At 72.2% G+C, this 13,419-nt stretch carries 11 protein-coding genes and 1 riboswitch; of the genes, 8 read left to right on the top strand and 3 right to left on the bottom strand.

Annotated features, from left to right (window positions below; all coding sequences use genetic code 11):
- Nucleotides 1-20 precede the first annotated feature (20 nt).
- Together AB0B68_RS19395 and AB0B68_RS19390 are read left to right on the top strand one after the other, a co-directional pair.
- On the top strand, nt 21-536 hold the full coding sequence (locus AB0B68_RS19395) for a 2'-5' RNA ligase family protein (protein ID WP_355006805.1): 516 nt from the start codon (nt 21-23) through the stop codon (nt 534-536).
- Nucleotides 537-744: 208 nt separating this feature from the next.
- Nucleotides 745-930 carry a hypothetical protein gene (locus AB0B68_RS19390; RefSeq protein WP_357196860.1) on the top strand — a complete coding sequence of 62 codons (186 nt, stop codon included), beginning with the start codon at nt 745-747 and terminating at the stop codon, nt 928-930.
- Between the two features lie 15 nt (nt 931-945).
- Here AB0B68_RS19390 and corA read toward each other — a convergent pair whose 3' ends face one another.
- Nucleotides 946-2,079, bottom strand: a complete 1,134-nt coding sequence (corA, locus tag AB0B68_RS19385) for a magnesium/cobalt transporter CorA (protein ID WP_357261497.1) — start codon at nt 2,077-2,079, stop codon at nt 946-948.
- Nucleotides 2,080-2,234: 155 nt separating this feature from the next.
- On the opposite strand from corA, the gene AB0B68_RS19380 reads away from it, so the two are divergent.
- From AB0B68_RS19380 to AB0B68_RS19360, 5 genes are all read left to right on the top strand, one after another.
- On the top strand, nt 2,235-4,193 hold the full coding sequence (locus tag AB0B68_RS19380) for an amino acid transporter (protein WP_357196866.1): 1,959 nt from the start codon (nt 2,235-2,237) through the stop codon (nt 4,191-4,193).
- Nucleotides 4,194-4,279: 86 nt separating this feature from the next.
- Nucleotides 4,280-4,391, top strand: a riboswitch (SAM riboswitch).
- Between the two features lie 32 nt (nt 4,392-4,423).
- Nucleotides 4,424-4,567 (top strand): hypothetical protein, encoded by a 144-nt coding sequence (locus AB0B68_RS19375; RefSeq protein ID WP_355006809.1) that lies wholly within the window; start codon nt 4,424-4,426, stop codon nt 4,565-4,567.
- Nucleotides 4,568-4,667: 100 nt separating this feature from the next.
- Nucleotides 4,668-5,534 (top strand): ABC transporter substrate-binding protein, encoded by an 867-nt coding sequence (locus AB0B68_RS19370; protein ID WP_357261495.1) that lies wholly within the window; start codon nt 4,668-4,670, stop codon nt 5,532-5,534.
- Between the two features lie 39 nt (nt 5,535-5,573).
- Nucleotides 5,574-6,347, top strand: coding sequence for an amino acid ABC transporter permease (locus AB0B68_RS19365; RefSeq protein WP_357196873.1), 774 nt, complete (start codon nt 5,574-5,576; stop codon nt 6,345-6,347).
- Nucleotides 6,344-7,090, top strand: a complete 747-nt coding sequence (locus tag AB0B68_RS19360) for an amino acid ABC transporter ATP-binding protein (RefSeq protein WP_355006812.1) — start codon at nt 6,344-6,346, stop codon at nt 7,088-7,090. The genes AB0B68_RS19365 and AB0B68_RS19360 overlap by 4 nt, the downstream gene beginning before the upstream one ends.
- 8 nt (nt 7,091-7,098) lie before the next feature.
- Here the strand turns inward: AB0B68_RS19360 and AB0B68_RS19355 are convergent, their stop codons facing one another.
- Both AB0B68_RS19355 and AB0B68_RS19350 read right to left on the bottom strand, forming a co-directional pair.
- Nucleotides 7,099-8,673: a Na+/H+ antiporter gene (locus AB0B68_RS19355; RefSeq protein WP_357261492.1), complete on the bottom strand. Its 1,575-nt coding sequence runs from the start codon at nt 8,671-8,673 to the stop codon at nt 7,099-7,101.
- A gap of 137 nt (nt 8,674-8,810) precedes the next feature.
- Nucleotides 8,811-12,167, bottom strand: coding sequence for a BTAD domain-containing putative transcriptional regulator (locus tag AB0B68_RS19350; protein WP_357261489.1), 3,357 nt, complete (start codon nt 12,165-12,167; stop codon nt 8,811-8,813).
- A 138-nt stretch (nt 12,168-12,305) separates the two neighbouring features.
- Here AB0B68_RS19350 and AB0B68_RS19345 point away from each other — a divergent pair, with 138 nt between their 5' ends.
- The gene (locus tag AB0B68_RS19345) at nt 12,306-13,184 is read left to right on the top strand and encodes an alpha/beta hydrolase (protein ID WP_357196884.1); all 879 of its coding nucleotides are present in this window, start codon (nt 12,306-12,308) and stop codon (nt 13,182-13,184) included.
- Nucleotides 13,185-13,419: the final 235 nt, after the last annotated feature.

Below are 13,419 nucleotides of genomic sequence, written 5' to 3'. Positions count from 1 at the left end.
TCGGCCGCTACGGTGATCGAATGGTCGCCGCGGTGGAGTTGTACCTGGACCCGGACGCCACCCGCCGGATCCGGGTGCTCTGGGACGCGCTGGAGGCCGAGGGGGTGCAGAGCATGCGCTCGCTGCTGGAGCAGCGCCACCGTCCGCACGTCTCGCTCATGGTGGCGCCCCGTTTCGACAGGGAGCAGGTCGCCGAGGCGCTACAGGGGACTGTGGTGGCCGCCCCGCTGCGGCTCGACTTCCAGCATGCCGGCCAGTTCGTCGGTCGGGTGCTCTGGCTCGGGCCGGCGCCCACCCCGGAGTTGCTCGCTCATCACCGGCTGGTGCACGACCGGCTCGCCGCCGCCGGCATCGCCCTCGCCGAGCACTACCGGCCGGGGCGGTGGGTGCCGCACTGCACGCTCTCCATGCGGGTGCCGAACACGCTGATGGCCGCCGCGGTGCGCCGCTGTCTGGAGGTGTTGCCGCTGAGCGCGACAGTGGTCGGCGCGGCGCTCACCGACCACGCGCGAGGAATCGCCCACCCGCTGCCGTGACCGCACCTCGACCATCGAGGCGTAATGTCCGGTTTGGCGGGCGGCAGTCGGAAACCCGAAAACAAGCGGTGCGGATGCGGCCGGGCGTGGGAAGGTTCGAGTGGCTGTCGTACCGGTGGTGGGCTGCTCACAGGTGGTCCGCCCGGCCGGTGTGGCGCGGGGTCACCCCGCGCCACCCACGGCGGCTCGACGAGGAGAGGCAGGGCCCATGCAGGCTCAGCGCAGGCCACCGCGCACGGAGCGGAGCCAGACCCGGGAAGACCGGACCGGCGGGGGAATGACCGGAGCGGCCACGCCACTGACGATCTGGGCAGCCGCCGTACTGCTCGGCCGGATCAGTGCCGGCGACGACGACGTCGAGGACGAACGGCACATCCTGCGCGGCATCGAGTGAACCCGCCCGCGCGGGTCAGAGCCAGCCGCGCCGCTTGAAGATCACATAGAGGGTGCCGCAGACCAGCAGCATCAACAGCAGCGCGAAGAGGTAACCGAAGCGCCAGTTCAGCTCTGGCATGTGGACGAAGTTCATGCCGTACACGGTGCCGATGAGCGTGGGAGCAAAGAGGATCGCCGCCCAGGAGGAGACCTTCTTCAGCTCCTCGTTCTGGCTGTAGCTGGCCGCGGTGAGGCTGCGCATCTCCTCGTTCTGCTGCTGCGAGACGAGGGTGGCGTTGACGGTGAGGATGTTCTGCAACAGGTGCCGGAAACCGTCCACCCGCTCCACCACCTGGGTCAGGTGGTCGGTCACGTCGCGCAGGTAGCGGCGCAGCTCCTCGTCGGCGCTGGCGCTGCCGGCGCCGTCGGCCAACGCGTCGAGCACGCTCAGCAGCGGGCGGGCAGCCCGCTGGAACTGGATGACCTCGCGGCTGAGCCCGTAGATGCGGCGGCTGGCGTTCGGGTCGCCACCGAACACCTGGGTCTCGATCTCGTCGATGTCGTTCTCCAGTCCGGCCACCACCGGCGCGTACCCGTCGACGACCTGGTCGAGGATCGCGTACAGGACCGCCTCCGGCCCCCGGGCGAGCATCTGCGCCTCGGTCTCCAGCCGCCGCCGCACCGCGGCCAGGTCGGGCGCCTCACCGTGTCGGACGGTGACGACGAACCCCGGGCCGATGAACAGGTGCAGCTCGGAGAACTCGACCTCCTCCCGGAGGTCGTCGTAGCGGGCGGCACGCAGCACCACGAACAGGGTGTGCCCGTAGCGCTCCAGCTTGGGCCGCTGGTGGGCGTTGATCGCGTCCTCGACCGCCAGGTCGTGCAGCCGAAACTCCCGGGCCAGCGAGGTGATCTGCTCGATGTCGGGGCGGTACAACCCGATCCAGGCCATTGCGCCGTCCTGCTCCTGGAGGCAGCGGTACGTCTCGGCGAGGCCGGACGGCGAGGCGAACCGGTGCCCCCGGATGTAGACCGCGCTGTCCACCAGGCCGCCGTGGGACGCGGCGGCGGGTGACTCCGTGGGCGGCGGCACACCGACCCTCGTCTCGTACTCGTCGAGTTGGCGGCCGAAGCCCTCACCCGGGCGGAAGCGACGGCCGCCGACCATGCCCTGTCCCCTCCCCCGGTGCCGTCCCGACCAGCCCGGGGCGCTGCTTCCCCTCTGTCCTGGGCTCTGAAACCCGCAGTGGCGTCGGTTGGGTTCCGCGCACCAGCGGACGGGGCCGGCCCGCCGGGCGGATACTCACGGTGACCGTGGGCGGGATGACGGGGGACGCGCCGGTGAAGGTCGACAGACGCACCGGCCGGTTGCGGGGGTGGCTGCTCAAAGCCGGCTCGGACCAGGCCGTGCAGCACCCGGGGCCGCACGGGCGCCCGCCGGAGCGCCGGCACCACCCGTGGTGGAAGGTGATGTGCCTGACCGGGGTCGACTACTTCTCCACGCTGGGTTACCAGCCGGGCATCGCGGCGCTGGCCGCCGGGGCGCTCTCACCGGTGGCGACCCTGGTGCTGGTGCTGGTGACCCTGCTGGGGGCGCTGCCGGTCTACCGGCGGGTGGCGGTGGAGAGCCCACACGGTGAGGGCTCGATCGCGATGCTGGTACGCCTGCTGAGCTACTGGCCGGGCAAGTTGCTGGTGCTGGTGCTGCTTGGTTTCGTGGCCACCGACTTCATCATCACCATCACCCTCTCGGCCGCCGACGCGACGGCGCACATCGACGAGAACCCGTTCTGGCCGAGCGGGCTCAAGGGTCACGAGGTACTGGTCACGCTGCTGCTGGTGTCGCTGTTGGGCGCGGTGTTCCTCAAGGGATTCACCGAGGCCATCGGGATCGCCGTCGTCCTGGTCGCGGTCTACCTGACGTTGAACGCGGTGGTGGTGGCCGACGCGCTGTGGCGGGTGGCGACGCATCCGAGCGCGGTCGGCGACTGGACCACGATGCTGACCACCGGGCACGGCGACCCGTGGCTGGTGGTCGGGCTGTCGCTGTTGGTCTTTCCGAAGCTGGCGTTGGGTCTGTCCGGCTTCGAGACCGGGGTGGCGGTCATGCCGAGCGTACGGGGTGACCCGCAGGACTCGGAGGCACGACCGCTGGGCCGGATCCGTGGCGCGCGCCGGCTGCTCACCACCGCAGCGGTGATCATGAGCGTCTTCCTGATCACCAGCAGCGTGACGACCACGGTGCTCATCCCACCGGAGGCCTTCCGGCCGGGTGGACCGGCGAACGGGCGCGCGTTGGCCTACCTGGCGCACGCCCACCTCGGCGAGGTGTTCGGCACCATCTACGACCTGTCCACGATCGGAATCCTCTGGTTCGCCGGTGCATCGGCGATGGCTGGTCTGCTCAACCTCGTGCCGCGCTACCTGCCCCGTTACGGCATGGCGCCGACCTGGGCGCGAGCCGTCCGGCCGCTGGTGCTGGTCTTCACCGCCGTGGCGTTTCTGATCACGATCGTCTTCGAGGCCAGCGTGGACGCGCAGGGCGGCGCGTACGCCACCGGGGTCCTGGTGTTGATCACCTCGGCCGCGACGGCGGTGACGCTCGCGGCGCGCCGGCAGCGTCAACGCGGCCGTACCATCGCGTTCGGCGTCATCGCGGTGATCTTCGTCTACACCACGTCGGCGAACGTGGTGGAACGCCCGGACGGCGTCAAGATCGCGGGCTGTTTCATCGGCGGGATCATCCTGGTGTCGGTGCTGTCCCGGCTGATGCGGGCCTACGAGCTGCGCGTCGACCACATCGAGCTGGACGACACCGCCGCTCGGATGATCGACGAACGCGCCGGACGACGGATCCGCCTCATCGCGCACGAACCCGACCGGCGCGACGAGGCGGAGTACCGCGCCAAGCTGGCGCAGACCATGGCGGACAACGAATTTCCCGACGACAGCGACGTCATCTTCGTCGAGGTCACTGTCACCGACCCGTCCGACTTCGAGACCGAGCTGCTGGTCAGCGGCGGGGTGGTCGACGGCCGCTTCCCGGTGCTCAGCCTGGCCAGCTCGTCGGTGCCCACCGCGCTCGCCGCCCTGTTGCTGGAAATCCGCGACCGCAGCCGTCGACGCCCTCACATCTACTTCGAGTGGTCCGAGGGTGGCCCGACCCGCAACTTCCTGCGCTACCTGGCGTTCGGACAGGGTGCCATCGCCTCGGTGACCCGGGAGATCCTGCGCCGCCAGGAGCCCGACCCACACCGTCGACCGCACGTGCATGCCGGCTGACCTGCGAGCCGGCAGTCCGTCGCGCACAGTGAGCGTGGTCATACCGACTGGACGATCCACCCCTTCCTGCTGCTAGCCTCGGCGCAGGTCATGAGCGCCAGCGCGAAGCCCCGGCTCGCTGGCCGGCAACCCTCCTCCGCGGTGGGGTGCCCCGGGTGAAGACCAGGCACCGGCAGGACGTCGGTGCAAGCGTGGCCTGGCACCCAGGTCAGCACAGACCCGGGAGAACCATGCGCATCATCCTCAGCACCACCCCACCGACCGACGTCGCGGACTCCCGCACCGGTCGACCCTCGCCCGCACTGATCCGGCGACGGCACGTGGACATGATGCGAATGTGCAGCGCCGCCTGTCGTCGCGGCACCGCGCTCTAGCACCCCCTTCCCGAGCTCCTTTCCCACCGGTACGCCCATCGGGCGCGCCGTCGGTGGCGCACGTCCGTGCGCGCCGAGACACCACCCTTCGGAGACACCAGTGCGATTCCTTCCTGCCCTGACCCGCGCCGCCGCCCTGGGCGCTGTCACGATCCTTGCCGCCACCGCCCTCACCGCCTGCGGAGACGACAGCTCCTCCGACGCCGACGCCAACCCGTACGGCCTGGCCAAGTCGGGAGTGCTGCGCGCCGGAACGCTGACCGACGCCCCGCCGAACGTGTACCTCGAGGACGGCAAGTTCACCGGCTTCGACAACGACCTGCTGACCGCCGTGGCCGGCAAGCTCTCCCTCACTGTCGAGTTCGTCGGCACCGACTTCTCCGCGCTGCTCAGCCAGGTCAACAACCGCAAGTTCGACGTCGGCAGCTCCTCGATCACCATCACCGAGGCCCGCAAGAAGACTGTGGACTTCGGCAACGGCTACGACTTCGGCTACTTCGGCCTGGACGTCCCGACCGGCTCGCCGATCACCAGCTTCGACCAGCTCGCTGGCAAGCGGGTCGTGGTGGTGCAGGGCACCGTCCAGGACGACTACGCCACCGGCAAGCAGCTCAACCCGGTGCGGGTGCCGGACTACAACGGCGCGATCAACCAGCTCAAGGCGGGCACCGCCGACGCCTGGATCGCCCCGGCGGAGATCGGTGAGAAGTCGGCCGCCGACAGCAAGGGCAAGATCACCGTGGCGGCCAAGCAGCTCAGCCCGGCACCAACCGCGTACGCGGTGGCCAAGGGGAACGACAACCTGCGCGAGGCGCTGAACAAGGCCCTCGACGAGGTCATCGCCGACGGCACCTGGACCCGGTTGCAGGCCCAGTACTACCCGGGCCGTCCGATCCCGGCGGACTTCGCCCCGGGCAGCGGCGCGGTCAAGGTCGCGCCGTCGGCGTCCGCGTCGGCCGCGTCCTGAGCCGGTGACGAGCGAGCGGGGCGGTAGGAGGAGCAACCGATGGATCCGTTGAGCACCCTGTGGGAGACCTTCTTCGACTGGGACGCGATGCGCGAGGCGCTGCCCGAGATGCTGACCGTCGGGTTGCCCAACACGCTGATCCTGGCGGTCTCCGCCGCCCTGCTCGGCTCGGTGCTGGGCCTGTTGCTGGCCGTCGCCGGGATTTCCCGCAGCCGCTGGCTGCGCTGGCCGGCGCGGGTCTACACCGACGTGTTCCGGGGGCTTCCGGCCGCGGCGACGATCCTGCTGATCGGGGTCGGGCTGGCCCCGCTGGGCATGCAGGTCTGGGGGCCGGATCCCTACCCGTTGGGCATTCTGGCGCTGTCGCTCATCGCCGCCGCGTACATCGGGGAGATCTTCCGCTCGGGCATCCAGTCGGTGGAGGCCGCCCAGTTGGAGGGCGCCCGGGCGCTCGGCTTCTCCTGGGCCGACGCGATGCGGCTGGTGATCATTCCGCAGGGCATCCGGCGGGTGCTGCCGGCCTGGGTCAACCAGCTCATCGCGCTGATCAAGGACTCCAGCCTGGTCTACTTCCTCGGCCTGGTGGCCAGCCAGCGGGAGCTGTTCCGGATCGGGCAGGACTACGCGGCCACCACCGGCAACGAGTCGGCGCTGCTGCTGGCGGGGCTCTTCTACCTGGCGTTGACAGTCCCGCTGACACACGTCGTCAACTGGATCGACCGGCGGCTGCGCAACGGCCGGCCGGCCACCGCACCTGACGACGAGGACGACGAGCCCCTGTTGCCCACCGCCACCCAGGGAGACCGGCGATGACCACCACCGAAACGACCACCTCGGTCAGCCTCGACGTACGCGACGTGCACCTCGCCTTCGGGCCGAACCGGGTGCTGCGCGGCGTCGACCTCTCGGTGCCGCGGGGCGCGACGGCCTGCGTCATCGGCCCGTCCGGGTCGGGCAAGTCCACGCTGCTGCGCACCATCAACCGGCTGATCGAACCGGACCGGGGCGACGTGCTGCTGGACGGGCGCAGCGTGCTGGGCGACGACCCGGACGCGCTGCGGCAGCGGGTCGGCATGGTGTTCCAGCAGTTCAACCTCTTCCCGCACATGAGCGTGCTGCGCAACGTCACGCTGGCGCTGCGCCGGCTGCGCAAGCTCGACACTGACGAGGCGGAGGCCGTGGCCCGGGCCCAGTTGGAGCTGGTGGGGCTGGCCGGCAAGGCGGATTCCCGGCCGGCGCAGCTCTCCGGTGGTCAACAGCAGCGGGTGGCGATCGCCCGCGCGCTGGCACTGCGCCCCGAGGTGATGCTCTTCGACGAGGCGACGTCGGCGCTCGACCCGGAGCTGGTCAAGGGCGTCCTCGGGGTGATGGCCGACCTGTCCGCCGCCGGCATGACCATGGTGGTCGTGACCCACGAGATGGGCTTCGCCCGGCAGGTCGCCGACACCGTCGCCTTCATGGACCGGGGCGTGGTGCTGGAGGCCGGCCCACCCGAGGCGATCTTCGAACGGGCCGAGCACCCGCGGCTGCGCCGGTTCCTCGACCAGGTGCTCTGAGCACTCGGTCACTCGGTGGGTCCGCGGCCCAACAGCCGGATCTCCTCGTTGTCCAGCGCGGACTGGAGTTCCTGGAGCACCAGGTCGTCGATCTCCCGGCTGTCGCGCAGTCGGGTGACCTCCCGCCTCTTGTGGGCGAGGACGCCGAGGCGCAGTCGGTGTTCCAACCGGCGCTCCTCGGCGGTGCTCCCGCCGCTCTCGTTGAGGTCCTCCAGATGCCGCCGGTACTCGGCCTCCAGCCGGCGCACCGAGTCGTCCTGGGCACCGACCTCCGCGGCGACCTGCGGTAGGGCGGCCAGGCCCACCTCGGTGGCCCGCCGCCGGGCGTTGCGGGCCTCGTCGACGCGTTCCGGGTCGCTGGTGAGCCCGGCCCAGCGCACCACCAACGGCAGGGTGGTGCCCTGAAGCAGCATGATCAGCACGATCACCAGCGCGGTGACGAAGATGATCAGGTCGCGTTCGACCACCGGTCGACCGTCGACCATCACCGTCGGGACGGCCAGGGCTGCGGCGAGCGACACCGCGCCCCGGAAGCCGGACCAGCCCGCGACGGTTCCGACCAGCCAGCTCGACGGCCCCTGGCTCGGGTCCATGATGCGGCGACGCCGCAGCCTCGCGATCTGTGCGGTGAGGTAGACGAAGAGCAGCCGGGTGCCGATCACGACCAGGGTGACCACCAGCACGATCACCAGAGCCCGTTGGGGCGAGGTGCTGGTGATCCCCCGGACCGCGCGGGGAATCTGCGTGCCGAGCAGGACGAACAACCCGCCGTTGATCAGGAAGGTGGACAGGTCCCAGAACGCGTACGCCAGGACCCGGGACCGGGCGCGGATCACCCGTGGGCCGGCGTAGGCAAGCACCAGGCCGGCGACCACCACCGCCAGCACACCGCTGGCGTGCACCGAGTCGGCGAGCAGGAAGGCACCGAACGGGGTCAGCACGCTGAGCGCGCCCTCCCGCAACGGATCGTCGAGCCGTTTGCGGATCAGCACCACTGCGGCCCCCACCAGCAGGCCGGCGACCACACCGCCGACGCTGGCGCCGACGAACTCCTCGCCTATGCCCAGCACACCGGGTTCGGCGCTGTGGCTGAGCAGCCCCACGGCCACAGCGAAGATCACCAGCGCCGTGCCGTCGTTGATCAGGCTCTCCGCGTGCAGTGTGGTGAGCAGCTTCCGGGGCAGCCGCTTGGCCAGGCCGGTGACCGCAGCCGCGTCGGTCGGCGCGAGGACCGCGCCGAGCACCCAGGCGGCTGCGGGGTTCACCCCGAACGCCTGCGCGGCGAACGACACGGTGACCATGGTGAGCACCACCAGCACCACGGCGAGCAGCCCGATCACCGGCAGGTTGGCCCGGATCTCCCGAAGGCTGATGGTGAGGCTCTCCCGGTACAGGATCGCCGGCAGGAAGATCAGCAGGACCAGGTCGGGTTCCAGGGTGACCTCGGACAGCGGCGGCGTGAGCCCGAGCAGCACACCCAACGCGATGAGCAGGACCGGCGGGGCGACCCGGTACCGGCCGCCGAGGGTGGTGCCGACGAGGACGGTGGCGCCGAGTGCCACGATCAGGATGAGCGCCTCCACGCGTACCCCCTCCGATCATGGCCGACGGTGGACGCGCCGGTGGTTCCATCTGACCGCACCCCACGGCTGGTTCCGGCCGAAACCGGCAAGTCACCGGGGAGCCAGAACGCGTTGGCCAGGCACACCCGCCTCGGCGCTCAGGATGGGTCGTCGGCGCGGACGCGCGCCAGGAGCACCCGGGCGGTACGGCGATGCTCGGCGGCTTCCTCGTCGCGGCCCAGCGCAGCGGCCAGATCGGCGAGGTGCGCGGCCACCGGGCCGACGGTGACCACCCCGCTGCCGGCAGCCAGTTCGGTGGCGGCCGGGCGGAGCGCGCGGGCGACGCGTTCCATCGTGGGACGATCGCCGACGGCCAGCGCCGCCCGCGCGGTGAGGCACAGCCGCACCTCCCGAAGCAGGTCGTGCGGCCCGTCCGGCAGGGCCCGCAACGCCGCTGTGGCAGCACCGGGGTCGTCGGCGGCGGCGAGCAGCAGGGGACGCACCCACTGCTCATGCGGGCCCCAGTCCAGCCGCTCCCAGTCCTCGTCGTCCGGCCCGGGAATCGGCCGCAGTACAGCGGCCAGCCGAGGGTCACCTGCCGGCGGGGCGTCGCTGACGGCGTCGGCCAGACGCAGGCCGAGCAGGGCGAGCGGCAGCAACCCCTGGGCCAGGCCCGGCATACCGTCGGCGGGCAGCTGTTCGGCGGCGGCACGGTACGCGGTTGCCGCGGCGTCCCGATCGCCGCCCAACGCCAGCCGCAGCGCGGCGTACCAGCGGGTGAAGACACCGACCAACGGCAGCTCGTACGCCTCGGCGAGGCGGTCGGCGGCGCGGGCGTGCGCGTCGGCGGCGGGCCGGTCGGCCAGCGCGCAGTTGGCCTGGACCAGGACGAGGTGGCCGAGCACCTCGAAGGTCACCAGATGGTGCCGGGCGGCCAGCTCGACCAGTTCCACGCCGATCCGCGCCCGTGCGTCAGCCAGGCCAACGCTGTGGAAGGCGTGCATGAAGCGGGCGTTGAGCGCGAACGCCACCAGAGCGGGATCGCCGATGTCGCGGGCGATCGTCTCGGCCTCGGCGGCGGCGCGGCGGCCACGATCGGTGGTGGTGCCGCGCAGCTCCAGCGCGAGGGTGCTCAGCAGCCGGCTGCGCTGCGCCGAGCCGATCGGGCCGAGCGCGGTCAGGGCGTGTTCGGCTGCCCGGACGATGTGCCCGGAGAGCAGGTCGTCGTCGTTGCGCGTCCAACTGGCGGGCACGTCGAAGCCCGCCAGCGCCTCCTGGATCAGCAGGGGGTCGCCGGTGGACTCGGCGACGGTGATCGCCTCGGCACGCCGTAGCCGCGCCTCGGCCAGCCGGCCCGTCACGGCCAGCGCCCGCCCCAGGCCGAGCAGCGCGGTCACCCGCCCACGCGGCTCGGCCCCGCCGGCACTGTCGTACGCGTCGATCGCCTGGCCCCACAGGCGGGCCGCCTCGTGCGGGTTGCCGCCCCGCTCGGCCCGCTCGGCCGCCACCTGGGCGTACGTCGACGCCTCGGCGGCGTGGACCGGCCCGCCGGCGCGCAGCAGGTGGTATGCGAGGGCCGCCGGCTCGGCGGGTTCCCGCTGTCGCAGCACCTCGGCGACGGCCGCGTGCCAGGCGGCGCGGCGCGGCGCTGACAGGTCGGCGTAGAGCGTGTCGCGGACCAGGATGTGGGTGAAGCGCAGCCGCCCGTCGGACTCCCGCTCGCTGAGGAACCCGGCCGCCAGGGCGCGGTCCACGGCGTCCAGCGCTGCCGTGGGGTCACCGGCCAACGCGCCCAGCACGTCCGGGTCGAGGTCCCGACCGAGCACGGCCGCCTGCCGCAGCACGGTACGGGTCGAGGCGGGTAGCTGCGCCAACCGGTGCCGGATCACGTCACGTACCCCGGGCGGCACGGCTGCCAGCCCTGCCTGCCCCGTGCTCGCGTACAGCTGGGCCAGCTCGCGGACGAAGAACGGGTTACCGCCACTGCGCCGGTGGATCGACCGGGCGGTGGCCTGGTCAAGTTCCGCCCCGACGATGGCGCCGGCCAGCTCGCCGGTCGCCGACGCGGGCAGGCCGGCAAGGTACTCCCGGACCGGCTCCAGCCCCGCGGCGCGGGCCAGCGTGGCGGTCAGCGCCGTGCTGATCTCGGTGGCCCGGTAGGTGCCGAGGATCAGCACCGGCCCGCTGGCCGGCTGCGGGCCGGTGAGCAGTGCGGTCAGCAGGTCCAGGGTGTCGCCGTCGGCGCGGTGCAGGTCGTCGAGGACCAGCAGGACCGGCTCCCGGTCGGCGGCCGCCGCGATCAACGAGGCCACCGCGCGGTGTCGACGGAACCGCACGGTGGCGGGGTCGGCCGAACCGTCAGCCGAGCCACCTTCCGGGTCGGCAGCGACGGCGGCCGGCCCGGTGGCGGTCCCGGCGAGCGTGTCGGTGATCTGGGTCCACGGCCACGCCGGTGGGGCACCCTCGTACTCCGGGCTGCGTCCCCACGCCGTGGTCCAGCCCTCGGCGGCGAGTTGCCGGGTCAGGGCCTCGGCGAGCGCTGTCTTGCCGGCACCCGGGTCGCCGCTGAGCAGGGCGAGCGTGGGCTGGCGGCGGCGGGACGCGGCCTCGGCGGCGTGCCGCAGCCGCTCCAGCTCCGCGTCGCGGCCGACGAACGGGCGCTGCTCCGTCTCGACGGGTCGCGCGGGTTCCCCGGGGCCGGGGGTGGCGGCCCGGTCGAGCGGCGGGGCGAGGTGCGGCGCCTGGGCGAGGATGTCGGTTTCCAGCCGTCGCAGCTCGGGCCCCGGGTCCACCCCCAGCTCGGTCACCAGGACGTGGCGGGCCTCCCGCAGTGCGGCCAGCGCGTCGCCCTGCCGGCCGGCGCGGTACCGGGCCGTCGCGAGCAGCCGCCACGCGTCCTCGCGCAGCGGATGGCTGGCCAGGTGTGCCGGCAGGTCAGCGGCGGCCTCGTCCGGTCGGCCCAGCGCCAGGAGCGCCTCAGCCCGCCGCTCGACGGCGAGCATCCGCAGCTCGTCCAGCCGGTTGATCTCCGCGACCGCCCAGGACTCGTTGGCGCAGTCGGCGTACGCGGGCCCGCGCCAGAGCCCGAGCGCCGACTCCAGCGCGGCCAGGGCCGGCGCGGGACGCCCGGCCGCCAGCAGCCGGGCCGCCTCACCCACGGCCGCCTCGAACTGTCCGGCGTCCACCGCGTCCGGGGCGGCCTTCAGCGCGTACCCGGGTGGCTCGGTGACCAGGATCCGGGGCGGCTGCCGGGGTGGCCGATCGGGCTCCAGGGCCCGGCGCAGGTCGGCGACGAAGGTCCGGATCGCGCCCACAGCGCCGTCCGGTGCGACCTCCCACAGGTCGTCGACGAGACGATCCACCGGCACCACCCGACCGTGGGCGATCAACAGCCGGCCCAGCACCAGGCGCTGCCGGTGTCCCCGCAGGGCGACCGGGCCGCGCTCGGTCGCGGCGATCACCGGCCCGAGTACACCGAAGGTCACCGCGACGGGCGCCGTCAGCTGCCTGGTCATGGCACCAATCTAGGCCCGTGGCCCGGCCGGCACTGATCCGACGCTGACCGGCTGCTGATCACCGCCGGGCAGGCTCGGTGAGGTACGACGGCGACGGGCCACCGCCCCCGCCGGGACTGCTCACCAGGAAGGTTCCCCGTGGACCCGAAGATCAACGGATTCGACTACCGACGCGTCACCGTCGCCGACGGTGTGACGCTCAACGCCGCCGTGGGCGGTTCCGGGCCGGCGATCGTGCTGCTGCACGGCTTTCCGCAGACTCACCTCATGTGGCGGCACGTCGCCGCCGACCTGGCCGCCGACCACACGGTCATCTGTCCGGACCTGCGCGGCTACGGCGACAGCGACAAGCCCCTCGACACCGATGGCACCAGGTACGCCAAGCGCACCATGGCCGCCGACATCGTGGCGCTGGCCGGCGCGCTCGGTCACGAGCGGTTCGCCTTGGCCGGGCACGACCGGGGCGCCCTGGTCGCGTTCCGGGCCGGCCTCGACCATCCGGCGGCGATCAGTCACCTGGCCCTGCTCGACGTGCTACCCACGCTGGACATGTGGGACGTGTTGCACGGCGCCAGCGCGGCTGTGGCGTTTCACCTCTATCTGATGGCGCAGCCGCCCGGCCTGCCCGAAGAGCTGATCGCCGGCAGCCCGGACGCCTTCTTCGGTCACTTCCTGGACGTCTGGACCCGTGATCCGGAGGCTCTGCCGACTGAGGTGCGTGCCGCGTACCTGCGCGCGTCCCGCGACGCCGTCCCCTCGATCGTCGCCGACTACCGGGCGTCGGCCGGGATCGACGTGGCCCACGACGCCGTCGACCGGACGGCCGGCAACCAGTTGCGGATGCCGGTGGCGGTGCTCCAGCAGGACTGGGGTGCGGCACTGGGCTACGACGCGGCGGCGGTGTGGCGGGCCTGGGCGCCGGATCTGGACCACCAGACGGTCAGCTGCGGGCACTTCATGGCGGAGGAGGCCCCGGCCGAGGTGCTCCGGGCGCTGCGCGCCCTGCTCGCTCGTTGATCGACAGGCGACCCGGCCCACGATCGTCACCCTGGGGAAGATATCTGACACTCCCTGTCACCGGGTGACAGTGCGGCCGGGTCGCCGCGCTTCACCCTTCCCACCGCCCAAAAACCATCATGCAATGCCCCTTGACCTGCGGGAATGCGACGTTACACAGGTGGACGCCAACCGGTCATCGGTGATACACAGGCAGATACCGGCAGCCAACGACGTCGAGTCGCTCCATCTTCTC

It is taken from the genome of Micromonospora sp. NPDC049049 (assembly GCF_040649115.1).
Lineage (GTDB): Bacteria > Actinomycetota > Actinomycetes > Mycobacteriales > Micromonosporaceae > Micromonospora.
The sequence above is the reverse complement of the archived record's forward strand: the minus strand, read 5'-3'. Positions and strand labels throughout refer to the sequence as shown.